The organism is Pseudoalteromonas sp. NZS11_1 (genome assembly GCF_015864275.1).
Lineage (GTDB): Bacteria > Pseudomonadota > Gammaproteobacteria > Enterobacterales > Alteromonadaceae > Pseudoalteromonas > Pseudoalteromonas arctica.
Map to the genome: position 1 here is coordinate 89,069 of NZ_JADYXK010000009.1, position 23,906 is coordinate 112,974.

At 39.7% G+C, this 23,906-nt stretch carries 21 protein-coding genes and 1 tRNA gene; 1 reads left to right on the plus strand and 21 read right to left on the minus strand.

What is annotated here, in order from left to right:
• Positions 1-586: 586 nt before the first annotated feature.
• From I6F44_RS08985 to I6F44_RS09085, 21 genes are all read right to left on the minus strand, one after another.
• A complete protein-coding gene (locus I6F44_RS08985; protein ID WP_007585532.1) occupies positions 587-802 on the minus strand; it encodes a TIGR02450 family Trp-rich protein in 216 nt (71 codons plus the stop codon).
• 70 nt (positions 803-872) lie between these two features.
• Entirely contained in the window at positions 873-1,226 is a 354-nt protein-coding gene (locus I6F44_RS08990) for a cupredoxin domain-containing protein (protein ID WP_197173624.1), read from the minus strand.
• Positions 1,227-1,246: 20 nt separating this feature from the next.
• Positions 1,247-3,493, minus strand: a complete 2,247-nt coding sequence (locus I6F44_RS08995) for a heavy metal translocating P-type ATPase (RefSeq protein WP_197173625.1) — start codon at positions 3,491-3,493, stop codon at positions 1,247-1,249.
• On the minus strand, positions 3,483-3,926 hold the full coding sequence (locus I6F44_RS09000; protein ID WP_010554688.1) for a MerR family transcriptional regulator: 444 nt from the start codon (positions 3,924-3,926) through the stop codon (positions 3,483-3,485). Before I6F44_RS09000 ends, I6F44_RS08995 begins: the two co-directional genes overlap by 11 nt.
• 508 nt (positions 3,927-4,434) lie before the next feature.
• On the minus strand, positions 4,435-4,932 hold the full coding sequence (locus tag I6F44_RS09005; protein ID WP_010554687.1) for a DUF2059 domain-containing protein: 498 nt from the start codon (positions 4,930-4,932) through the stop codon (positions 4,435-4,437).
• Positions 4,933-5,062: 130 nt separating this feature from the next.
• Positions 5,063-5,395, minus strand: coding sequence for a Na+/H+ antiporter subunit G (locus I6F44_RS09010; RefSeq protein ID WP_007585525.1), 333 nt, complete (start codon positions 5,393-5,395; stop codon positions 5,063-5,065).
• 9 nt (positions 5,396-5,404) lie between these two features.
• On the minus strand, positions 5,405-5,674 hold the full coding sequence (locus tag I6F44_RS09015) for a K+/H+ antiporter subunit F (protein ID WP_007378493.1): 270 nt from the start codon (positions 5,672-5,674) through the stop codon (positions 5,405-5,407).
• Entirely contained in the window at positions 5,668-6,204 is a 537-nt protein-coding gene (locus I6F44_RS09020) for a Na+/H+ antiporter subunit E (RefSeq protein WP_007585523.1), read from the minus strand. Before I6F44_RS09020 ends, I6F44_RS09015 begins: the two co-directional genes overlap by 7 nt.
• Positions 6,204-7,721 (minus strand): monovalent cation/H+ antiporter subunit D, encoded by a 1,518-nt coding sequence (locus tag I6F44_RS09025; RefSeq protein WP_197173626.1) that lies wholly within the window; start codon positions 7,719-7,721, stop codon positions 6,204-6,206. The genes I6F44_RS09020 and I6F44_RS09025 overlap by 1 nt, the downstream gene beginning before the upstream one ends.
• A complete protein-coding gene (locus I6F44_RS09030; RefSeq protein ID WP_010554685.1) occupies positions 7,718-8,071 on the minus strand; it encodes a Na+/H+ antiporter subunit C in 354 nt (117 codons plus the stop codon). Before I6F44_RS09030 ends, I6F44_RS09025 begins: the two co-directional genes overlap by 4 nt.
• Positions 8,071-10,863: a monovalent cation/H+ antiporter subunit A gene (locus I6F44_RS09035; RefSeq protein ID WP_197173627.1), complete on the minus strand. Its 2,793-nt coding sequence runs from the start codon at positions 10,861-10,863 to the stop codon at positions 8,071-8,073. The genes I6F44_RS09030 and I6F44_RS09035 overlap by 1 nt, the downstream gene beginning before the upstream one ends.
• A gap of 215 nt (positions 10,864-11,078) precedes the next feature.
• Complete coding sequence (locus I6F44_RS09040; RefSeq protein ID WP_197173628.1) at positions 11,079-12,254, minus strand: hypothetical protein; 1,176 nt, start codon at positions 12,252-12,254, stop codon at positions 11,079-11,081.
• Complete coding sequence (gene nlpI, locus I6F44_RS09045) at positions 12,241-13,119, minus strand: lipoprotein NlpI (protein WP_197173629.1); 879 nt, start codon at positions 13,117-13,119, stop codon at positions 12,241-12,243. Before nlpI ends, I6F44_RS09040 begins: the two co-directional genes overlap by 14 nt.
• A gap of 141 nt (positions 13,120-13,260) precedes the next feature.
• A complete protein-coding gene (gene pnp, locus I6F44_RS09050; protein WP_007585511.1) occupies positions 13,261-15,387 on the minus strand; it encodes a polyribonucleotide nucleotidyltransferase in 2,127 nt (708 codons plus the stop codon).
• Between the two features lie 394 nt (positions 15,388-15,781).
• The gene (gene rpsO, locus I6F44_RS09055) at positions 15,782-16,051 is read right to left on the minus strand and encodes a 30S ribosomal protein S15 (protein ID WP_007585509.1); all 270 of its coding nucleotides are present in this window, start codon (positions 16,049-16,051) and stop codon (positions 15,782-15,784) included.
• Between the two features lie 153 nt (positions 16,052-16,204).
• Positions 16,205-17,164: a tRNA pseudouridine(55) synthase TruB gene (truB, locus tag I6F44_RS09060; RefSeq protein WP_197173630.1), complete on the minus strand. Its 960-nt coding sequence runs from the start codon at positions 17,162-17,164 to the stop codon at positions 16,205-16,207.
• The gene (gene rbfA / locus I6F44_RS09065) at positions 17,148-17,633 is read right to left on the minus strand and encodes a 30S ribosome-binding factor RbfA (protein WP_197173631.1); all 486 of its coding nucleotides are present in this window, start codon (positions 17,631-17,633) and stop codon (positions 17,148-17,150) included. The genes truB and rbfA overlap by 17 nt, the downstream gene beginning before the upstream one ends.
• 156 nt (positions 17,634-17,789) lie before the next feature.
• A complete protein-coding gene (gene infB, locus I6F44_RS09070) occupies positions 17,790-20,450 on the minus strand; it encodes a translation initiation factor IF-2 (protein WP_007585504.1) in 2,661 nt (886 codons plus the stop codon).
• Positions 20,451-20,475: 25 nt separating this feature from the next.
• Entirely contained in the window at positions 20,476-21,975 is a 1,500-nt protein-coding gene (gene nusA / locus I6F44_RS09075) for a transcription termination factor NusA (protein ID WP_007585502.1), read from the minus strand.
• A 39-nt stretch (positions 21,976-22,014) separates the two neighbouring features.
• Entirely contained in the window at positions 22,015-22,470 is a 456-nt protein-coding gene (gene rimP, locus I6F44_RS09080) for a ribosome maturation factor RimP (protein ID WP_002958482.1), read from the minus strand.
• 281 nt (positions 22,471-22,751) lie between these two features.
• Positions 22,752-22,828: transfer RNA gene (locus I6F44_RS09085), tRNA-Met, on the minus strand.
• Between the two features lie 429 nt (positions 22,829-23,257).
• Here I6F44_RS09085 and I6F44_RS09090 point away from each other — a divergent pair.
• Complete coding sequence (locus I6F44_RS09090; RefSeq protein WP_197173632.1) at positions 23,258-23,719, plus strand: globin domain-containing protein; 462 nt, start codon at positions 23,258-23,260, stop codon at positions 23,717-23,719.
• Positions 23,720-23,906 lie beyond the last annotated feature (187 nt).

Sequence of the window (23,906 nt, forward strand, 5' to 3'; positions counted from 1 at the left end):
TTAAGGCCTTTGGCTTTCATCACGTTTTGCTTAATACACTCTAGGTATTACAACTTCGGTGCCACTTTTTATTTATTACTTAAAAACAATGAGTTAAACGATATAAAGCAAAAGATACTTAATTTGGGGAGGTGTTATTGTTGCTATTTAGCAACAGCCATTTAACTAAAAATAATAAACCACTATAAATCAATTGGTTAAGTTTAATTAAAAAGACACACTTTAGCTAAAAAGCCAATAACGGGGGCGTTCGGGTTAGTCTTCAAAATAAACTGAATATGAACATGGAAGTAACATAGGATTTATTCGCGGCTATTAAAAAATTAATTTACTTATAATCAGTAAGTTACATTGTTTTTGAGATTTGTTATAAAAATTTTGGAAGGATACTTTGAAATTAACTGTTTTGTTGCCAAATGGCGAATTACTCAGAAAGAATGTGATATATGAGCTAAGTTATAGCATTGAGTTCATAACTTAATGCGCCGTAAAATATAGGTTCGCTTGAGTTAAGCAAACCTATATCGTGTTCCAGCTATCTGCAAATGTGCCGCTATTGGAGTGAGATAAATTATGTAGATTTAAACTACTTCCACCCTTGTAGCCACTTTTGGTTATCTTTTAAATCTCGCCAACTAATTGGGTATTGATTTTTTGACATAACAGCCTCGGTAATACATTCAATTACATTGCCATCTTCATCAAATTCCACCTCAACAATAATGAAGTGTTTTTCTTTATTTATAGAAGGTGTTGCGGTCCATTTACTATTCAATAATTTTTTAGGGTTTAATTTATTCATTTAATGTAACCACTCCTACTCATAACTTATATGAGGCAACTATACGACCCCAACACCTACTTAGTTCAGACTACTGCGCAACTAGCTTGCCTTTGTACATTTGCATTTGGCAATGAAAGTCATACTCACCGGCTTCAAGCGCAGGTAGTTTAACTGTATTGTCATCACCCATTGCCAGCGTTTTACTTATATCAAGCTGTGGAAATACCACAGTTTCGGCGCACGGCGCGCCATCTTTTCTATCAAAGGTAAGTACAACCTCTTTGTTGGCTGCCACTTTAATGTGTCCTGGCTTATAAACACCGTTATCAACGACTATCGTTACTTTGTTGTCATCACTTTGTGTTTGCTCTGGTTTGTATAGCCAAAACCAATAAATAATTGCGGCTATTAACAGTGCACCACCTATATTAATCATCAACATAATGTACTCCTTAGCTTAAATTACGATTTATTTGGTTTGAAAAAACGTAAGCGATTAGCGTTACTTACCACTGTAAGCGATGAAAGTGCCATAGCTGCACCTGCAACAACAGGGTTAAGTAGTATTCCAAAAAATGGATACAACACGCCGGCTGCAATCGGAATACCCGCCACGTTATAAATAAAGGCACCAAATAGGTTCTGTTTAATATTTGAAATAGTTGCATTACTCACTGCAATTGCATCAGCAAGACCATGTAACGAACCACGCATTAAGGTAATGTCTGCACTTTCTATTGCAACATCGGTACCTGTGCCAATTGCAAACCCTACATCGGCTTGCGCAAGTGCGGGGGCATCGTTAATACCGTCACCTGTCATACCCACTATTTCACCGTTTGCTTGGCGCTTTGTTACTTCGTTTACTTTGTCATCGGGCATTACTTCTGCAATAAAGTCATCAATACCAACTTGCTTAGCAACGGCTTGTGCAGTGGCTTTGTTGTCACCAGTTAGCATAACTAGGTGGATACCTTTATCTTGCAGGCGTTTAATAGCTTCAACTGAATCCTCTTTAATAGGATCTGCTACTGCAATAATAGCGTGGAGCTTATTATTACTTGCAAAATACATGGGCGTTTTAGCATCACCGGCAAGTGTTTGAGCTTGCTCGGTTGCATCATCAACGGCTACATCGTATTTATCCATTAGCGCTTTATTACCAAACAACAATGTTTGCCCGTCAACACTGCCAGTTACACCTTTACCTGTAATTGCGTTAAAGTCGGCTACTTTACTTAAAGCTAAGCCCTGCTTTTTAGCGTGTGCCGTAATTGCTTCTGCCAGTGGATGCTCTGAGCTACTTTCAAGGCTTGCAACACGTTGCATTACTGTATTTTCATCACTGTTATTAAACGTAACTACATCGGTAACTTGCGGTGTACCTTGAGTAATAGTGCCTGTTTTATCTAAAATAATGGTGGTGATTTTAGATGTTGTTTGCAGCGACTCACCATTTCGAATTAATATTCCTGACTCTGCAGCTTTACCAATACCCACCATAACCGACATAGGGGTTGCGAGTCCTAGCGCACAAGGACACGCAATAATAAGTACAGTGGTTATTGCAACAACGGCATAAGCAATTGATGGCTCAGGTCCAAAGTTTAACCATGCAAGACCCGCAAGTACTGCAATAATCATGACTGTTGGTACAAATATTCCTGATATAACATCAGCTAAGCGCCCTATTGATGGCTTAGAGTTTTGTGCACGTTTTACCATATTGATAATATTAGCCAGTGTGGTTTCGCTACCAATGTGCGTGGCTTTAAATAATAAAGTGCCACTTTTATTAATACTTCCGGCAACGACTTTGTCGCCCGTTTTTTTGCTTACAGCCATTGGCTCACCAGTAAGCATTGACTCATCAACCGTACTGCTGCCTTCAATAACATCGCCATCCACAGGGATTTTTTCACCCGGGCGTACGCGTACTTCATCATTTTTTACCACATCACTAATGTCGATGTCTTGCTCTTGCCCATCGCGAATTACGCGTGCAGTTTTTGGTTGCAGGCCAATTAAGCGTTTAATTGCTTGTGAGGTGCGCCCACGTGCTTTTACTTCAAAAGCGAGCCCTAAACTAATTAAACCGATGATCATCGATGATGCTTCAAAATATACGTGTCTTGCGACTTGTGGTAATAAGTTTGGTGCTATTACCACAAACATTGAATACAACCACGCAGTACCTGTACCAAGCGCTATTAATGTATCCATATTGGCAGCATGGTTTTTGAATGCCTGCCATGCACCGTTGTAAAATTGTTTACCTGATATAGCCATAACCACAAGCGTGACTATACCCACTAAAAACCATGCTATTCGTTGTGTGTCGGTGGTCACACTCATGTCAAAAATAAGCCCGTATATCATTAACGGTGCACCGACCCCTAACGCTAATATCATATTACGCATTAGCTTTTTGTAATGTGCCTCGTCCGACTTTGCTTTTTCATCAAGTGCATCTTGATCAGACTCGTTACTCATTGGCTTAGCTGAATAACCAATGTTTTCGACTGCTTTAATAAGCGTGCTTTCGCAAGCTTTACCTTCTACACGTACTGTACGCTCAGCAAAGTTCATTTCTACATTTTGCGCGCCTTGCACGCTATTAAGGGCTTTTTCAATTTTAGCCACACAACTGCCGCAATTAGCACCTTCAATAATAAAGTTTTGCGCGGTGTCTTTTGTATTAGTCGTCATTACGCTGCTCCTTATTTGCAGAATCGTTTATTGGATCAACAAATGATTCTATTAAACTACACACGTCACTGGCATTTGCACCATCGGCTGATGTATCCCATTGCGCCAGAGCTGCATGCATTCTGTTTCGTAATTTTAATGTTTCTTGAAATAGTGCTTCGGTTTCTTCTAGGCGTTTAGTAATGAGTTTACGCGTTAACGGACAAGGACAATTCCCCTGCTCTGACTCGCCTATAATGTGTTGAATATCTTTGAGTGAAAAACCAAGTTGACGAGAGCTAATAATAAACTTTAAACGCTGCTGGTCTTGCTTTGTATACTCTTGATAGCCATTTTCTTCACTGCGTATTGGGTTAAGTAACCCAACACGTGTGTAATGACGAACAGTATCGGCAGTCACGCCCATTAACTTGGCGAGTTGTTTAACATACATAATTTAGCTCCGTCGTGTTTCAGTAGCTTCATAATAAACCTAGGTGCAACACATAGGTCAATGACTATTTTAAAACTAATAAAATAATACCAATTCGCTTAATTAAGTAACCTATTTAAGACAAGAAAATAGTGTTGATAACAAGGCAAAGGTTTCGTTATTTAGTTGTTATCACTAATTGCCTCTGCATCCATGCAGTCGTATATCAAAATGTTTAACGCAGTTAACGCCGAATTTAATCCCTCAAATTGATTAAGTATTGTTGGTTATTGGTATAGTGACACAAACATAATTAACTTAAGCTGATATCGGCCGTGTATTATCTGGAGGGGGGTAATTTAGGAGAGAAGCGCCTAAGTAAGGCGCGTATTAATCTAAGGGCGTGTTGATCATTGGTGGTTTAATTTACAGCAGACTGTTTGGTCTTTAGGCAAGGCAGAGCCTATGTAGTGTGGTTACTCCCCATAAATAGGCGATAACGCAGCATAAATACCAAACATGCGCAGCCCTAGTTTGATTCGCTACGGCTTTGCTCTAATTCGTCGCTTAGTTGCTGCGCTAAAGTTTGTATTTTAGGCATAGCATCTTTCATTAAGCTTTGTGACATTTGCATAGACTCTTGCATTACAACAGGCATTTTTTCAAGTATTTTTTGCCCTGTATCTGTTTTATAAAACGCTAACATATCGGCAATTTCTTGCTCACTAAAATGTTTGTCGTACACGCTAATCATCATCGGCTGCATTTTGGCCCAGCTCATTTCGGTTTTTAATACCGTCGTCATGTCGCTGTAGTATTTATCAAAAATTGCCTGTTCAGAAGGCTTAACGCCCATTTGGTCTGACATGCCTTTCATCATGCCTTCAACCTGGCCGTACATAGAATCAACCATTGAATCTAAATTCATTACACTAATAAGTTCATCTATTTTTTGCTGCTTAGTATTTTGTTCAGCATACAAACTACTAGAAAAAATCAGTAATGATAAAAGTAGTACCTTACCCATAATAATATCCTTTCATATAAATAATCGTTTTATAGTTACATTATTAATTAGTCTTGTAAAGGGTACAAGCAGTCACTAAAAAGGCCGAATAAAATGAATTTATTCGGCCTTTTATAAATATATTTTTATGTTAATCGTCTTCTACATTATCTAGGCCTTTAGTGCCTTCTTTGGCTTTTAGCTTATGATGAATAGCTGACTTTATTAGCATGTAACCACTAATCGGTGCCGTAATTAGTAAAAATATAGTAATGAGTATTTCTTTAACACTTAGGCCATGCCCTGAATTTGCAAAATAAACCATAGCTGCAATTAGCATACTTGCCATGCCCAACGTTGTTGCTTTAGTTGGCCCATGCAAACGCATAAAAAAGTCAGGTAGTTTAACTAAGCCTATTGAGCCAATTAAAATAAACGTACCACCAAATAACAATAATATTGATACAACCCATTCGCTGATCATGTTTTCACCTTATTCAATTATATCGCCACGTAGTAAATACTTACACACTGCAACTGTACTTATGAAACCTAGCATGGCAATAAGCAGTGCAGCTTCAAAATAAAGCCCTGTATCCATACTAATGCTATATAAAATAATCAGTGCAATGACGTTAATGTACATTGTATCGAGCGCTAAAACACGATCAGGCACTGATGGACCAATGATCAATCGCCATAAATTAAGCAATAATGATAAGCCAATCATCGAAAAAACAATGAGTAATACGGTGTCTAACATTGAAATATCTCCTTTAGTGGAGCTTCGTAGCGTTGTTTTATTTGTTTGATAAGTGCTTCTTCATCTTTAAGGTCAAGCACATGTATTAATAAGTAGCGTTGTGTTGGCTCTTCACCCTCAGGTAACGATTCAGCAATTGGGTAAACCTCTGCACTCACTGTACCGGGTGTAAGCGATACACTACTGGCCAATATGGTAATTGGCATATCATGAGTTAAATCTATCGGTACTTTTATAAATGCCGGACGCAAATTTTTAGATGGCCCAAGTATAAGTAAAGCCACTTGTAAATTTGCTACGACAATATCGTACAGCACAATAAGCAACTGCTTAAGAGCCAAGCCCGGCTTTAAAATTAGTGGCTGAGGCTCGCGAAGCGAAAAACTTAATATCGGGATAAGTATTGCAAAAATAGTCGCTAATACTAAGTGCCCTACCGACACGCTATTATTTAACAATAGCCAAACCATAAACAAAAATAAGCTACGAAATGGCGTTGGTAACCAACGAAAACGGGCTTGTAATCTCATCACATGCCTCCTTTAAGTACAGCATTAATACCGCCGCTTATATCATGTAACTGAGTAGCAGCACCTAGCATGTATTCACTTATTGGTCCGCCAAAAATAACGAGCAATGGCGAACACGCAAGTAAACCTATAATTACAATTACCTGCAACGGGTGTGCATTTGCACAATCTGCGTTTTCGCTATTTTTACTTTTATGCTCCCAAAACAAGGTCGTGCCAGCACGCGAAAGCGCTACCAACAACGCGAAGCTTGTTACTAAATATACAGGCCAAAATAGTAAAGCTTGCTCACTATTTAATGTGGCTTTAAGTATCCAAATTTTACCTACAAAGCCTGATAGTGGCGGCATACCAACTACAGTTAAAGCCGCAACAATAAAGCACACACCTAATAAAAATGGTTGTTTAACAGAGCGACCCGCTACTAGCCTATCACCAACTTTACCGCGCTGCGTAGAAACAAGGTCTGCTAGTAAAAACAGTGCGGCACTAACAAGTGTTGAATGCACTAAATAATATAAAAGTGCAGCAGTGGCATTTACATTTTGCAATGCAATTAGCGCAACCAACGTACCTACCGATACTAATACTAAGTTAGAGGTGAGTTTACGTAAGTCTTGCGCTGCCATAACGCCAATGGCACCCACTATAATGGTGGCAATTGCTAAGCCCCAAAGCCAAGGCTGCGCCATATGTTCAAGCGCTCCTGCTTGTTCGCCAAATATCACCGTGTAAACACGAAGCATGGCGTAAACGCCTACTTTGGTCATAATCGCAAACAATGCAGCAACCACAGGTTTAGCGCTTGAATACGTATTTGGAAGCCATAAATGCAGAGGTAATAGTGCGGCCTTTAAAGCAAATACAATTAATAGTAATAAACCACCTGCTTTTGCTAGGTATACATCATCGCCCGAAAGCTGTGATACTTTTTGCGCCATATCTGCAATATTAAGCGTACCAAGTACACCGTACAAAATACCCAAACCGATTAAAAATACGCTTGAGCCAACTAAATTTAATATTACATATTGCAGTGCCGCACGAGTGTTTTGTTTATCACCTGCATGCATTAACAGTGCATATGATGCAATCAGTAACACTTCAAAAAATACAAATAGGTTAAATAAATCGCAAGTTAAAAACGCGCCATTTACACCCAATATTAAAAAATGAACAAGTGGATGATAAAAGCTGCCCTTTTCATCATCGCCAGCACTACCATATAAAATAGCGCCCAAACCTAAAAGTGAAGTTAACGTAACCAATAAGGTAGATAACATGTCAGCGACTAAGACTATCCCAAATGGTGCAGACCAACTACCAATAGCGTAAACATTAATACCTGTATTATTAATATGTACAAGTAAAAGCACACTAATGGCAAAAGTAGCTATTGCCATTACAATTGAAACTAAGCGGCGAATTTTGACGCTTTTACCACATGGCGGCAGCAATAAAATAACTGCCGTCAACATAGGTAATAAAATAGGTAGCGAAGCTAAATGTTGGATCATTTTTGCTCCTTATTATCTGCAGAGGTGTTAGGCACATAACCATCAACATGGTCACTACCTAAATCGGCGCGCCCACGTATTGCCAAAATAACCACAAATGCGGTCATCGCAAAACCAATCACTATTGCAGTTAGTACTAATGCTTGAGGTAGAGGATCGGCGTATTCTGTGCCAGTACCAAGTACTACCGCTTTATTAATAGTAAGGCGACCTGCTGAAAACAAAAATAGATTAACAGCGTATGAAATCATAGTAAGCCCAAGTACTACAGGGAATGTACGAGCTCTCAGCAGTAAAAATACACCGCAACTGACCAATACTCCAACGCAAGATGCGTACAATAATTCCATTAAATATTTACCTCTTTTTTCTGGGTATCTGCTGTCATATTACCTAAGCTTGCTAAAATCATTAACGTAGCGCCTACAACAGTTAAGTAAACACCTAGGTCAAATGCAATCGCGCTGGCAAGCTCTGTTTTACCGACAAACGGAATATCAAAGTAGTCAAACCAAGTTGTTAAAAATGGCTTATCGAAGAACCAACTACCCACACCTGTAAACAAAGAAATACCAATGCCTGAGGCTATAATTTTGCGATAATTAACATCAAAGCGTTCGTTTATCCATGCTGTACCATGCGCCATGTATTGCAAAATAAACGCGATTGACGTTACTAACCCAGCAATAAAGCCACCACCAGGTAAGTTATGCCCACGTAAGAAAATATATGCAGAAACTAATAACGCAAGCGGTAATAAACTTTGTGAAATACTCGCCAGTAATATTGGATGGCGCTCTCGTGCCCATGGGCGCCCTTCGCTGTCGCTCGCTGGCATAAATAATGGGATTCGAGAAAGTACTTTAAATATACCTAATGCGGCAATGCCTAATACGGTAATTTCACCAAGCGTATCAAAGCCCCTAAAGTCGACTAAAATAACGTTAACTACGTTAGTACCACCGCCACCAATTTTAGCGTTAGCAATAAAGAAGTCTGAGATTGAATCTAATGGACGTGTAAGTAATGCATAACAAATACTCGCTATCACTACACCTAACGTAGAGGCTATTGCTAAGTCTCGAAGTACGCGTAATGAACTTGATTCTTTTGGCGTATGCTGAGGCAAGAAAAACAATGCCAGCATAAGTAAAATAATAGTAACAACCTCAACAGTTAGCTGCGTAAGCGCTAAATCTGGAGCAGAAAAGCGTGTAAATACAACCGACACCATTAATCCTACAATTGAGAGCATTAATAGCGACACCATTCGAGAGCGATGCCAAATAACGGTAGCAAGAGCACCAATAATCAATAAGCCTGCACCAATTGCATTGTGCACATCAACAGGCGTAAGTGGCATGCTACCGGCAAGTTGTTGCATTTCAAATAATGGCCAACCCGCACACAGTAATACTACTGCTAGCATAATTACAAGGTAGCGCTGTAGCGATCCATTTTCGATACTGCTTACCTTTGACTGACACCAAGCAATAACGCTTAATATCACACGTTCAAACGTTTTTTTAGCGTTTAGAGGTGGTAATGATGCTTGAAATTGAAATAGATATTTACGATTAATATAAATAAATAAGCCACCAGCAATCGCCATCGCACTCATTAGTAGAGGCAAGTTAAACCCATGCCAGATAGCCAATTCGTACACTGGCATTTCTTTTCCAAGTACAGCTAAAGACGCCGCAGATAAAATGCCATCAATTGTAAAGTGCGGGAACATACCCACTAACAAACAAATCACAACGAGTATTTCTATTGGTACACGCATATAGCGCGGTGGCTCATGCGGCGTACGAGGTAAATCAATTGGTTCACCATTAAAAAACACGTCATGAATAAAGCGTGCTGAGTACGCAACAGCTAATGCACCTGCAACAGTTGCCAGTACTGGAATTAACCACGACATAGAACCAAGCACTTGCTGATGCAGCGTTTCTGCAAAAAACATTTCTTTAGACAAGAAGCCATTTAGTAAAGGGACTCCTGCCATTGCAGCCGCCGCGACCATCGCAAGCGTTGCAGTGTATGGTAAGTATCGCCACATACCATTTAATTTACGCATATCGCGCGTGCCCGTTTCGTGATCAATAATACCAACGGCCATAAATAACGACGCTTTAAACGTTGCATGGTTAATTATGTGAAAAATAGCAGCAACAGTCGCAAGCTCAGTATCAAGTCCGAGTAATAGCGTTATTAAACCCAAATGGCTTATTGTTGAATAGGCTAACAAGCCTTTTAAGTCGTGTTTGAATAATGCTATATAAGCGCCAAACAACAGCGTAGCTAAACCCGTTAACCCAACGAGCAAGAACCAAGTATCGGTGCCTGCCAAAGCAGGATGAAAACGTGCTAACAAAAATATACCGGCTTTTACCATCGTCGCAGAATGTAAATACGCGCTTACTGGCGTAGGCGCTGCCATTGCATGAGGAAGCCAAAAGTGAAATGGAAATTGTGCCGATTTAGTAAACGCACCCAGTAGCACCAATACCAATGCTACTTCGTATAAATCATGAGATTGAATTATTGCTTTACTCGCTAGAATAACATCTAGGTCGTAACTACCAACAATATCACCTAATAGCATCAATCCAGCAAGTAACGCTAAGCCGCCCACGCCTGTTACAGCAAGCGCCATACGTGCGCCTTTTCGCGCTTCTGATTTATGCCACCAAAAACTAATTAATAAAAATGAGCTGATGCTCGTTAATTCCCAAAACAACCACAGTTGAATGACGTTGTTAGACATAACAATACCAAGCATTGCAGTCATAAATAGCATTAAGTAACTATATAGCTTAGCCATTGAGTCATTAGCGCTTAGGTAGTAACGGGTGTAGAGGATAACGAGCAAGCCTATGCCTAAAATCATAAACATAAACAATAAACTGAGGCCGTCTAACCGCAGAGACAAATCGAGTCCTATTGACGGGATCCAAGCTAAAGAATAACGAATGGTTTCGCCCGCTAAAACGGCAGGTGCATGGTATAGAGTAATCCCCAAAGCCGTCAAAGGCGCAAGAGCCGTTAAACTAGTGCTTAAATTGCGGGATAACTTACCTGTGCATGCAGAAATAACACTGCCAATTAAGGATAACAAGGGTATCCAGAGCAAAGTCATAATGTAGGGCCTTTTATTATCATAAGTTTATTAGGGCATCTCTTTTTAATACTAAGTGATGCTTTTACTGCCTGTTTTTAAACGACATTAATGACTATAGTTATACTGAAAAACACTGATTTTGTCTATAAAAAGCGGTTCTGTATGGGTGTTTTTTAAACAAGAACTAACAATTTATTAAGCCTAAAAAAACAATTAATTAATACTGATAATTGTTAATTTAATATGGCCTTATTTGCAAATGTAAGCGCGCCAGGGTGACGATAAAAGTTACCATTGGTCATATCTAAATGTTTCAACCAAAGTTGTCTATACTGCGCTGAGAGGCCTAACTGCTGATATTGCATAATAGACCAATTTTCACTAGGTTTATAAGCAGTACCCCCTACTTGGCAACTATTTGCTTTATGCCAACCTGTTGGCGGCGACTCACCATGAGAAATAAATAAATTAGGTGCAACAAAACCCGTTTTTGCACACAACCATGCTTGCTTAGTTTTAGGCAAAGCGTATTCATCTTCAAAACCGTTAAAATGCATCAGCTCATGCAAAAATATACTGTATTTTGCTTTTGAGTTTATTAGCATTGTTCCCTTCGTGACATTAGCCGTTCCATCTTTAGGCATCATCACTATAAAATCAAAATTGTTAGGAAGCTGGCTATTAACTTTAGATGATTGCCAGTCACACTTTGCTATTTGACTAGTACTACTTTTACACTCAAGCATACCCGCAACGTAAACGGGTTTTGAAAAGCAAAAAATATTTTCACGGGGCTCTGGTTGTTTATTATAAGCATTAATAAACTCTGTAAGTTTATATAAGCCACTGCGATGATCGCTCATAGTCAGCACGTTAAACATACATTGCTTATTAGTTTTGCTTATATTTCTTAAAGATGAAAAACCAAGATCATGAATAAACGCGGTAGATATTTTACTCTGTGGTGTTTTTAATTGAAGTTTTAGATGATTTAGTACATCCCCTGCTGGTAATTTGTTTTTACTAGCGAGTAACTCTAAATCGCTCCAACGTGATTGATCAAGTAACTTTGTTGCTAATATTTTACGCTCTGGGATTGTTAAGTCATTTATAGCGGAGAGCCAAAATTGTTTTGCAGTATCACTCTGACTGCTTTTAATAAGCTTAAGAGAATACATATATTGTGCTGAGGAAATTTTACTGCGAGCAAGTATAGCTAAAGAGGTCTTTGGTAACTGCTCTAGGTGATCAGAAAAATAAGCTGGTGAATTCCAATAACTTTGTAGAACATTGGCTTTTGTATTTAAAACATGCCAAAAGCCAATAGCGCCAAGGTGATTACTCGAGCCTGTAATTAACAAACAACATAGTAATACACCTATTAATTTAAAACGCTTAACTTGCGTCAACACCTTCCATCAACTCAAGTTCTAAACGCGCATATTTGTACTCAATAAACTCATGTACATTGGTTGCTAGCGCAAGTCTAAAATAGTCTGATGCTAAGTACAGCTCACCCGCTGCTTGATGCATTTTGGCTAAGTAAAAATAAGCTTCACATAAACGCTGCGCATATTCTTGCTCAGTTCTAACACCATCACTAATGCCTGATAAAAACGCATGTTCACTCATATCGCCCGTATAAAGAGAAATTAACTGATACGCCCATTGCGATTCATCAAGCGCAGTCGCATTTTGTTTAAGGGCATCAAGTGCGATTACATTATCCTCTTGTGCCTGGGCTAAATAAACCCATAAAACACGGTACGGATCTTTAGGAGAACGGGCTAAAAACTCGTTAAAGTCATTTTTAGCAAGGCCAGCTCTATCGCCGTAATACAGTGCAATTCCTCGATTTAAATAGGCGTATTCATGCTCTTCATCAAGTTCTAGAGCTGAATCAAAAAACTCATAGGCTTTTTCGTACTGCTGCATAAGCGTATGTTGAATACCTAAAAAATTATACACTTCAGCTAAATCAGGCTTAAGTTTTACTGCGCGGTTAAAATCAATACGCGAAAGAGTGGTCATACCTAGACTATCGAAAAGTACACCACGGTCGTAATAAAGCTTAGCTTGTTGCTCTTCGCTTAAGTCAGCCCTATTCAATAACTCTGAGTAGCGTGCAATAGCAATTTCACTTCTGAAGTCAGAGGCTAAAGGTGCAGTAAATGGCACATTAACAATCGGGGTTGGTTCTGATTCTGTTGTAGTTTGGCAAGCGCTTAAAGACAAAATAGCAAAAGATGCCAAAGCTAAATGTTTGAGTATCATTAAAATCCTTAATACCAAGATATATCGCGATTAATATAAGACAGACCTTGTCCAATAAGGTTTCATTAAAGCATAAAAAAAGGGGCTAAACAGCCCCTTTTTTATCATCTAGCTAATATAACTAGATTAATAAGTTAACAATTACGCGTCAGTTGGCGCGTCAGCTGCAGGTGCTGCTGATTCCATTGCTTCTTTAATACTTAGACGTACACGGCCTTGGCGATCTACTTCTAGTACTTTAACTTTAACTTCTTGACCTTCAGAAAGGTGATCAGCCACGTTATTAACGCGCTCAGTACTAATTTGAGAAATATGTACTAGACCATCTTTACCAGGAAGAATGTTTACAAACGCACCGAAATCAACAATACGTACAACTTTACCTTCATAGATAGTACCTACTTCAAGTTCAGCTGTTAATTGCTCAATACGGCTAATTGCATTAGCTGCACTTTCGCCATCAGTAGCGGCAATTTTAATTGTACCGTCGTCACCGATTTCAATCGTTGTACCAGTTTCTTCAGTAAGCTGACGAATAGTTGCGCCACCTTTACCAATAACTTCAGCGATTTTCTTCTGTGGGATTTTCATTGTGTATATGCGAGGAGCAAACATTGATAGCTCTTCAGAAGGAGCAGAAATTGCTTCATCCATCACTTCTAAGATATGTAAACGTGCAGCTTTTGCTTGTTTAAGCGCAATTTGCATGATTTCTTGAGTGATACCTTCGATTTTGATATCCATTTGAAGTGCTGTAATACCAGCAGCAGTACCGGCAACTTTAAAGTCCATGTCACCTAAGTGATCTTCATCACCTAAGATGTCAGAAAGAACAACGAATTTATCGTCTTCTTTAACTAGACCCATCGCAATACCGGCAACAGACGCTTTAATTGGTACACCGGCATTCATAAGTGCAAGTGAAGTACCACATACAGAAGCCATTGAAGATGAACCGTTTGATTCAGTGATTTCAGATACTACACGGATTGAATATGGGAATTCAGTCAATGTTGGCATTACAGCAGCAATACCACGCTTAGCAAGGTTACCATGGCCGATTTCACGACGCTTAGGAGAACCAACAAAACCAGTTTCACCTACACAGAATGGAGGGAAGTTGTAGTTAAGCATAAAGTGGTTTTTATGAGTACCAGTTAAATCGTCGATTAACTGTGAATCACGTTCTGTACCAAGTGTAGCTGTTACTAACGCTTGAGTTTCGCCACGAGTAAAGATAGCAGAACCGTGAGTACGCGGTAATACGCCAGTCATTACATCTAGTGCACGAATCATATCTGGTTCACGACCATCGATACGTTTTTCGCCAGAAGCGATACGGCCACGAACGATTTTCTTCTCAAGTGAACCGAAGATTTTACCAATTTCTTGCTTATCTAAAGACTCGCCTTCAGCAAGTTCAGCTGTTAACACTGCAACAACTTCATCTTTAGCTACGCCAAGTGCTTCTTTACGCGCTACTTTATCAGTGATTAAGTAAGCTGCGCCTACTTTATCAGCAGCAATTGCTGCAACTTTATCTTCTAGTGCAACGTTTTTAGCTGGTGCAGTCCAATCCCAAGTAGGCTTGCCTGCTTCTGCTTTAAATTCTTCGATTGCAGTGATGATCGCTTGAGATTGCTCATGACCATATACAACAGCGCCAAGCATTACGTCTTCTGCAAGTACGTTAGCTTCTGATTCAACCATAAGTACCGCTTTATCAGTACCGGCTACCACTAAATCAAGTTGGCTTTCTTCAAGCTCTTTTAATGTAGGGTTAAGTACGTATTCGCCGTTGATGTAACCAACGCGAGATGCACCAATTGGACCACTGAACGGGATACCAGAGATAGCAAGTGCTGCTGAAGTACCAATCATCGCAACCATATCAGGTTGGATTTCAGGGTTAACAGAAACAACAGTAGCAATAACTTGTACTTCGTTTACAAAACCGCTTGGGAAAAGTGGACGAATTGGACGGTCAATAAGACGTGCAATAAGTGTTTCGCCATCGTTAGGACGACCTTCACGCTTTAAGAAACCACCTGGGATACGACCAGCAGCGTACATACGCTCTTGGTAGTTAACTGTTAGTGGGAAAAAGTCTTGGCCAGGTTGTGCTTCACGCTTACCAACAACAGTTACTAAAACTGAAGTGTCGCCAATGCTTGCAAGTACAGCGCCGTCTGCTTGACGAGCGATTGCACCAGTTTCTAGAGTCACTGTATGTTGACCTAGTTTGAATTCTTTAATAATTGCTTGCACTTAAAATATTCCTTAAATGTATTCTAATAAGTTGTCATCAAAGTACCAATTACAGTACATAATTGTATTCAGTTGGAAATCAATTAAGTACTACAATTGGCAATGATGTGAATAAGCGTAGATAAACCTTTTTACCTACGCGCATAGTATATACCAAAGCTGCTTCAAAATGCGAGTCTAGGGTGTGTTGATCTTTGTGGATTGAAATTTGTTCAACCTAGCCACTAGATTTAAGCTTGGCTAATTAGCGGGTAAATACAACGATGCTTGATAAGCTATGAAATAGGAGTTTTACAATATAATTCAATAGGTTTATATATTTGTTTTATTTTCAAACACAAATTTTAGGCACAAAAAAAGGAGCTAAAAAGCTCCTTTTTCTATAATCTAGTTCTTAGCGACGTAGGCCAAGTTCTTTGATTAACGCAGTATAACTAGTGATGTCTTTACCTTTAAGGTAATCAAGTAGTTTACGGCGAGTGCTTACTTTACGAAGCAGACCACGACGTGAGTGGAAGTCATGCTTGTGATCAGCAAAGTGACCTTGAAGCTTGTTGATGTCAAAAGTAAGTAATGCTACTTGTACTTCTGATGAACCTGTATCGCCTTCTGCACGTGCAAATTTAGCAATGATATCGATTTTTTCTTGATTGCTTAGTGACATAGTAACTCCAAAAATTAAATTTAAAAGGTGTCTTAGCCGATCACTAATTCAGCCAAAACGATTAAGCGGGCGTATTCTACCAACTGTAGGAATAACTACAAGCTAATTATCCCCAACTACAACTAATAAGCCACCGTTAGGCACATTAGTTGCTTATTCAGGCTTCACGTAATCGTCTTGCTGACTAGCAAGACCACGTTTAACCTTTAAATGACCGTTTGAGTTACGCTCACCAGTACCAATAAATATATTATCCGCAACAACTTTAATTGCACCATCAGGTAAAGCGATTGATAATTCTACAGCTTGCCCGTGACTAAAAATTCCCCCTTGTTCTTTTGTAATTTCAACAACGGGTAAATCAGTTAAAGCAGTATCAATTGGTAGCAATAGAGAGTCTAAATAAGTTGAAGGCGCAAGCTCTTCTTCTTTCGCTTTAGCAAGCAACGCTTCAATCTCACCAAGCGAGACCATTTTATCTGCCGGATACTGACCAACAGCGGTTCTGTGGAGCATAATAACGTGTGCGCCACAGCCTAGGTTTTCGCCTAAATCATCAACGATTGTACGAATGTAGGTCCCTTTAGATACATGGGCCGTCATTTGTAATACGTTGCTTTGTTCATCAAATTCGTCAAACGATAAGCTAAACACGTTTATTTTTCTGCATTTACGAGGAACTTCAATACCTTCGCGCGCGTACTTATATAACGGTCTACCTTGGTACTTAAGAGCTGAGTACATTGACGGATATTGTTCAGACTCACCAACAAAAGCAGCTATTTCTTTTGTTAGCTGTTCACGCGTAACGTTCACATCTTTAGTGCTAACAATTTCGCCATCAGAATCTGATGTTGTTGTACGCTCACCCAGTTGTGCACGAACGATATAGGTTTTATCTGTATCGAGTAAAAACTGCGTAAACTTAGTCGCTTCACCAAAACAAATTGGCAGCATACCTGTGGCAAGTGGATCTAAAGCACCTGTGTGTCCAGCTTTTTGCGCAAAATAAACACTTTTGGCTTGCTGTAATGCTTTATTTGATGAAATGCCTTCAGGTTTGTTTAACAACAAAATACCGTCAACTGCACGGCCTTTACTGCGCTTTGCCATCTGTATCAGTGCCTTCTTCGCTATCTGTATCGTCTACGTGATCAGTACCTTCTTCGCTATCCGAAATATCAGCAGCATCAACACTTTCTACGTCTTCATCTACATGCTTTGCGTTATCTTCGCGGATAATAGAATCCACTAAGTTAGAAATACGCATACCTTCCATTAATGAGTTATCAACTACAAACTTTAACTCAGGCATTATACGTGCACGGATACGCTTACCAAGTAACGAGCGAATATAGCCCGTTGCTTCATTAAGTACTTTTGCGCTTTGCTTTGCTGCGTCTTCATCTTGTGTGTTAAACACAGTAATGAAAATTTTGGCATAAGATAAATCGCGCGATACTTCTACCGCTGACACTGTCACCATACCTAAGCGTGGATCTTTAATTTCGCGTTGTAAAATTACAGCAATCTCTTTTTGGATTTGCTGTGCAACACGATCAGTGCGAGAAAATTCTCTCATTATACTTGTCCTAAAATAATAACTTATTGAAATTAAATAATAAGTTAACTAAATAATGGATATGCAAATGGGGGCTAAGCCCCCATTTAAAATCTTAGCGTAGGGTGTGTAGAACGTCCGGCGTTGACCTGAGCGTTCAATACTCCCTAGTAACAATTATAGAGTACGTTGTACTTCAACTGTTTCGAATACTTCGATTTGGTCACCAACACGTACGTCATTGTAGTTCTTAACGCCGATACCACATTCCATGCCGTTACGAACATCAGCAACATCGTCTTTAAAGCGACGAAGTGACTCAAGTTCACCTTCATAGATAACAACGTTTTCACGTAGTACACGGATTGGAGCGCTACGTTTAATAACACCTTCAGTAACCATACAACCAGCGATTGCGCCAATTTTTGGAGACTTGAATACGTCACGAACTTGAGCAAGACCAATAATTTCTTGTTTAAACTCTGGCGCTAGCATACCTGACATTGCTTGTTTAACTTCGTCAATCAAGCTGTAGATTACGCTGTAGTAACGTAGGTCTAAGTTTTCAGTCTCGATAACTTTACGAGCTGAAGCATCAGCACGAACGTTAAAGCCAACTACAATTGCGTTAGACGCTGCAGCTAGTGTTGCATCAGTTTCGGTAATACCACCAACACCTGAACCAACAATCTTCACTTTCACTTCATCAGTAGAAAGTTTAGTTAGTGAATCAGAGATTGCTTCGATAGAACCTTGAACGTCTGCTTTAAGTACCACGTTAACTTCAGAAACATCGCCTTCAGTCATGTTAGTAAACATGTTTTCAAGCTTAGCTTTTTGCTGACGTGCTAGTTTAACATCGCGGAACTTACCTTGACGGTATAAAGCAACTTCACGCGCTTTACGCTCATCTTTAACTACAGTCGCTTCGTCGCCTGCAGCTGGAATACCAGAAAGACCTAAAATCTCAACTGGGATAGATGGACCAGCTGACTTAATGTCTTTACCGTTTTCATCGCGCATTGCACGAACACGGCCATACTCAAGACCACATAATACAATGTCACCTTGGTTAAGCGTACCAGATTGAACAAGTACTGATGCTACTGGACCACGGCCTTTATCAAGACGAGATTCAATAACAACACCAGCCGCCATACCTTCAGTAGGTGCAGAAAGCTCTAAAAGTTCAGATTGGTTCAATACTGCTTCAAGAAGGTCGTCAATACCTAAGCCAGTTTTAGCTGAGATATGAACGTATTGCGTATCGCCGCCCCATTCTTCTGGAATAACGTCTAGTACAGCAAGTTCGTTTTTAACACGATCTGGATCTGCGCCTTCTTTATCCATTTTGTTTACTGCGATGATTAAAGGAACGCCAGCTGCACGAGCATGCTGTACCGCTTCTTTAGTTTGTGGCATAACGCCATCATCTGCTGCAACTACTAGGATTACGATATCAGTCGCTTTAGCACCACGAGCACGCATTGAAGTAAATGCAGCATGTCCTGGTGTATCTAAGAAGGTGATCATGTGACCGTTTACATCAACATGGTATGCACCAATATGCTGTGTAATACCACCGGCTTCGCCAGAAGCAACCTTCGCAGAACGAATGTAATCAAGAGTTGATGTTTTACCATGGTCAACGTGACCCATTACAGTTACTACTGGAGCACGTGGCTCTGACTTACCATCTTCGTGGCGGTCATTAAGTACTGTTTGCTCTAATTCGTTTTCTTTAACAATGATAACCTTGTGACCCATTTCTTCTGCAACTAATTGTGCAGCTTCTTGGTCAATCACTTGGTTAATAGTAACCATGTCACCCATTTTCATCATTGTTTTAACAACTTCAGCGCCTTTAACGGCCATGCGTGATGCAAGCTCAGCTACTGTAATTGTTTCGCTAATACGCACTTCATTTTTAACATCAACAGTTGGTTTTTGGAAACCATGTTGTAATGATGCAGGTGCTTTTAACTTAGACTTGTTACGGCCTCTTGACGCTGCAAATTTATCTTTTGCTGGCGCTTTTTTCTTTTTCTTAGCACGGCGTGTACCTTGCTCATCACGAGCATCGGCAACATCTTCTGCTTCACGTGCATAAGTAGAAGTCGTAAGATGGTGATCCGCTGTTTCTTCGCGTTTCTTACGTTCTTCTTCTTCTTTCTTCCAGCGTGCCGAGTTTTCTTCAGCTAGCTTTCTTGCTTCTTCTGCTTGACGTTTCGCTTCTTCTTCAGCTTTCTTCAATGCGGCCTCTTCTGCTTCTTTTTGCAGACGCTCAGCTTCTATGCGATCTTTCTCAGACTTAGCACTTTGCTCTGGGGTCATCTGCTTTTGTTTCGCTTTACGCTCTGCATCAGCTTTGCGTTTAGCTTCTTCTTTGGCTTTACGGTCGGCTTCTTCTTTCGCTTTGCGTTCTGCCTCTTGTTTCGCTTTTAATTCTGCGGCTTCTTGGTCAGCTTTTTGCTGCTCTTCAAGACGCACTTTTTCTTCAGCAGCTAAGCGAGCTTGCTCTTGTTCTTGTTCCATTGCGCTTTTCTTCACGTAAGTACGTGTTTTGCGAACTTCAACTTGAACATCTTTTGCTTTACCAGTAGAGCCCGTAACACTTAAAGTGCTTTTGCTCTTACGTTGTAAAGTCATACGCGCTGGGCCATCTGAACCTGTACCGCCATGATGCTTGCTTAAATGATCAAGTAACGTTGCTTTTTCAGCTTCTGTTACGTTATCAGTTGCTTGCTTAGTGATACCTGCTTGTGAAAACTGCTGTAGCAATTTATCAACAGTCGTACCTATATCGCCGGCTAGTTTTTCAACATTTACTTCTGCCATAGTGTGTAATACCTCCGTTAATAAATTACTCGTCTGCAAACCAACAAATGTTTCGTGCAGCCATAATCAGTTCACCCGCTTTTTCAGATGAAAGTTCTGTGATATCAACTAATTCGTCAATACCTTGCTCTGCCAAGTCTTCAAGTGTAACAACACCCTTGCTTGCCATAACAAATGCTAAGTGACGCTCTAAGCCTTCAAGCGCAAGTAAGTCTTCAGCTGGCTCTGCGCCATCTAAGCTTTCTTCCGTTTTAAGTGCTTTAGTTGTCAATGCATCTTTTGCGCGTGAGCGCAGTAAATCTACAGTCTCTTCATCAAGACCATCAATTTCTAAAAATTCAGACGCTGGTACATACGCCACTTCTTCAAGTGTCGAGAAACCTTCGTTGATAAGTAATGATGCAAACTCATCATCAATTTCTAAATTTTCAGTGAATAAGTTAAGTAACTTATCAGATTCAGCTTCATTTTTAGTACGCATGTCTTCAACAGTCATTACGTTTAGTTCCCAGCCAGTTAACTGACTTGCTAAACGAACGTTTTGACCATTACGACCAATTGCTTGCGCTAGGTTATCTGCTTCTACAGCGATATCCATTGAGTGAGTGTCTTCATCCATTACGATTGAAGCAACTTCTGCTGGCGCCATTGCATTGATAACAAATTGTGCCGGGTTGTCATCGTAAAGTACGATATCAACACGCTCACCGCCAAGTTCTGACGATACAGCCTGAACTCGTGCCCCACGCATACCAACACATGCACCAATTGGGTCTATGCGTTTGTCGTTAGATTTAACAGCAATTTTAGCGCGTGAACCTGGATCACGTGCTGCTGCACGTAATTCAATCATCTCTTCGCCAATTTCTGGCACCTCAATGCGGAATAATTCCATTAGCATTTCAGGTTTAGAGCGCGTTACAAATAATTGTGCACCGCGTGCTTCAGGCTTAACTTCATATAAAAGACCACGGATACGGTCACCCGGGCGGAAGTTTTCACGTGGTAACATGTCATCACGGTAAATTACCGCTTCTGCGTTGTTACCTAAATCAAGCACGATTGCATCGCGAGTTGCTTTTTTAACAACACCCGTTACCAGCTCGCCTTCTTGATCTTTGTATGCTTCAACAACTAAAGCGCGCTCAGCTTCACGTACTTTTTGTACGATAACTTGCTTAGCCATTTGTGTTGTAATACGGTCAAATTTGATTGAGTCGATTTGCTCTTCAACATAATCACCCATTTGCAAATCAGGTTCTTCAACCTGTGCTGCTTCTAGAGTGATTTCGCTGTATGGGTTCTCTAGAGAACCATCTTCTAATACAGCGGCAATCTGCCAACGACGGAACGTATCGTAATCACCGGTTTTACGGTCAATTGCTACGCGTACTTCAATTTCGCCATCGTGTTTTTTCTTTGTAGCTGTCGCTAAAGCGAACTCTAGAGCTTCAAAAATCTTTTCTTTTGGAACCGCTTTCTCATTGGAAACGGCTTCAGCAACCAATAATATCTCTTTTGCCATGGGTAATGCCTCGCTTGCCCTATTCCTTCGCACTCGAATTTAAAACTTCGCGATTAAATTCGCACGTTCGATGTTACTAAGCATGATCAGATGCTCTGCACCATCGCTAGATAGTGTGATCATATCGCTGCTAACTGCTACTAAGTCGCCTTTAAAATTACGACGACCATCCTGTGGAAGTTTAGTACGCACGCGTACTTCCTCTCCTTGCGCCTGCTCGTAGTGATCTTGTTTGAATAATAGACGATCAACACCAGGAGACGATACTTCCAAATCATATTCATTTGTAATTGGGTCTTCGACGTCTAAAATCGCACTAATTTGGCGACTTGCATCCGCACAGTTATCAACTGAGATCCCATCCTCATGAGCAATATATACTCTTAAGGTAGAATGGCGACCCGCTTGCACAAATTCAAGACCATGCAATTCAAAGCCTAACATTTCTACCGCAGGCGTTAACATGGTTACTAAATCTTGTTCAAGTTTTGTCACGAAAATCCTCCATACAAACAAAAAAAGGGCTTATAGCCCTAAAATACTGAGTTTAAGTTTTAATTTGATGACAATTGCCACAAATCGCAAGGTGCAGATACAACAACGCCCCGAACCAAGCGGGGCGTCACACCAATAAAGCATAAAACTGTGTGGCCTAGGGCCAAGCTTGGTTGCGAGTCAGTAAACTGACCTAATTAAACTACATAGTCTAAAACGCAAAACGCGCATTACTTAGAATGCGCGATATAAATTAGTAAGGTAATACCTACTAGTAGAATTGGTTGCGGGAGCCGGATTTGAACCGACGACCTTCGGGTTATGAGCCCGACGAGCTACCAGACTGCTCCATCCCGCGCCAATAGATATCAAACTTTAAATTTAATATCGCTGTTAGCTGTTTTACAACATGCTAAACAATGGCCGCTATTATAAGGATGTACGGGATGATTAGCAACTATAATACGCAATTAGTTTATAAAATTTCCAATTCGTCAAGATGCTAATTTAATGTATATATAAGTAACATAAGTAATCAATCAATTTTATAAAATGCTGTCTCTAAATTATTAAATATTACAGCTTATTATTTTTAGTGAAAATCAAACAAACTAAATTTGAGCTACCTTAGTACCTTTTAGATGCTTACAATTTACCAGAAAATAAATTGATATAACTAAAACCCATACTTTAACACTAAAAAAACGTGCAGAATTTTATCTGCCCGCTATAATCAATTTTATGCCACTTAATAATAATAGTTATTACTCACTGCAGCGAGATAAAAATGAACCAACAACAATCAGCATTGTTAAATAACTTAACAATTATTAAGCCAAATTTTCATGCATTCACGGCTCGATTTCACAGTAAATTGGCTGAATCTACCATTGAAATGAATTACCCAACAGCCTTACAATTTAACGAAAAGAGTTTTACCCTTTTTTGTGTGTTAGAACGAATTGTTAAACATTTAGATAAGCCTGCATCGGTAGCTCCTTTTTTAGCACATCATTTAATGTACCTAAAAAAAAGCAGTGTTTCACAAAATGACATTGCACTATTATCTGATGCGTTTTACGAAACCCTTAAAGAGCACCTTGGTAAGCACTTTACTCCTGAGAGCCAGCTCGCTTGGAAAAAAGCCCTTAAATATTTTGAAAACTTTGCCAGCAATATTCTATTTAATGTATCTAATGTGGTTTCGTTACAACAAAAAATGCAGCAAAAGCAAAGTAATAAAATTTAAATATACAATTTTTAGGGGTGGCAATTTAACTTACTTAACCTCCCCATTAATTAAACTCATTTGCACACCATGATCCAACACGCCTTTATTGCCTTGATAATCGGTTAAGCCTTTTTGCTCTATTCACTCGTAGTTAAATAGTAAAACGATCCTTTAATTAAATACGTCCGTATAAAAAAATTTGGCT

Excerpts from the sequence above, each read along its gene's own strand:
- I6F44_RS08985 (WP_007585532.1), bottom strand. The coding sequence starts at position 802 with ATGAATAAATTAAACCCTAAAAAATTATTGAATAGTAAATGGACCGCA.
- I6F44_RS08990 (WP_197173624.1), bottom strand. The coding sequence starts at position 1,226 with ATGTTGATGATTAATATAGGTGGTGCACTGTTAATAGCCGCAATTATT.
- I6F44_RS08995 (WP_197173625.1), bottom strand. The coding sequence starts at position 3,493 with ATGACGACTAATACAAAAGACACCGCGCAAAACTTTATTATTGAAGGT.
- I6F44_RS09000 (WP_010554688.1), bottom strand. The coding sequence starts at position 3,926 with ATGTATGTTAAACAACTCGCCAAGTTAATGGGCGTGACTGCCGATACT.
- I6F44_RS09005 (WP_010554687.1), bottom strand. The coding sequence starts at position 4,932 with ATGGGTAAGGTACTACTTTTATCATTACTGATTTTTTCTAGTAGTTTG.
- I6F44_RS09010 (WP_007585525.1), bottom strand. The coding sequence starts at position 5,395 with ATGATCAGCGAATGGGTTGTATCAATATTATTGTTATTTGGTGGTACG.
- I6F44_RS09015 (WP_007378493.1), bottom strand. The coding sequence starts at position 5,674 with ATGTTAGACACCGTATTACTCATTGTTTTTTCGATGATTGGCTTATCA.
- I6F44_RS09020 (WP_007585523.1), bottom strand. The coding sequence starts at position 6,204 with ATGAGATTACAAGCCCGTTTTCGTTGGTTACCAACGCCATTTCGTAGC.
- I6F44_RS09025 (WP_197173626.1), bottom strand. The coding sequence starts at position 7,721 with ATGATCCAACATTTAGCTTCGCTACCTATTTTATTACCTATGTTGACG.
- I6F44_RS09030 (WP_010554685.1), bottom strand. The coding sequence starts at position 8,071 with ATGGAATTATTGTACGCATCTTGCGTTGGAGTATTGGTCAGTTGCGGT.
- I6F44_RS09035 (WP_197173627.1), bottom strand. The coding sequence starts at position 10,863 with ATGACTTTGCTCTGGATACCCTTGTTATCCTTAATTGGCAGTGTTATT.
- nlpI (WP_197173629.1), bottom strand. The coding sequence starts at position 13,119 with ATGATACTCAAACATTTAGCTTTGGCATCTTTTGCTATTTTGTCTTTA.
- rpsO (WP_007585509.1), bottom strand. The coding sequence starts at position 16,051 with ATGTCACTAAGCAATCAAGAAAAAATCGATATCATTGCTAAATTTGCA.
- truB (WP_197173630.1), bottom strand. The coding sequence starts at position 17,164 with ATGGCAAAGCGCAGTAAAGGCCGTGCAGTTGACGGTATTTTGTTGTTA.
- rbfA (WP_197173631.1), bottom strand. The coding sequence starts at position 17,633 with ATGAGAGAATTTTCTCGCACTGATCGTGTTGCACAGCAAATCCAAAAA.
- infB (WP_007585504.1), bottom strand. The coding sequence starts at position 20,450 with ATGGCAGAAGTAAATGTTGAAAAACTAGCCGGCGATATAGGTACGACT.
- nusA (WP_007585502.1), bottom strand. The coding sequence starts at position 21,975 with ATGGCAAAAGAGATATTATTGGTTGCTGAAGCCGTTTCCAATGAGAAA.
- I6F44_RS09090 (WP_197173632.1), top strand. The coding sequence starts at position 23,258 with ATGAACCAACAACAATCAGCATTGTTAAATAACTTAACAATTATTAAG.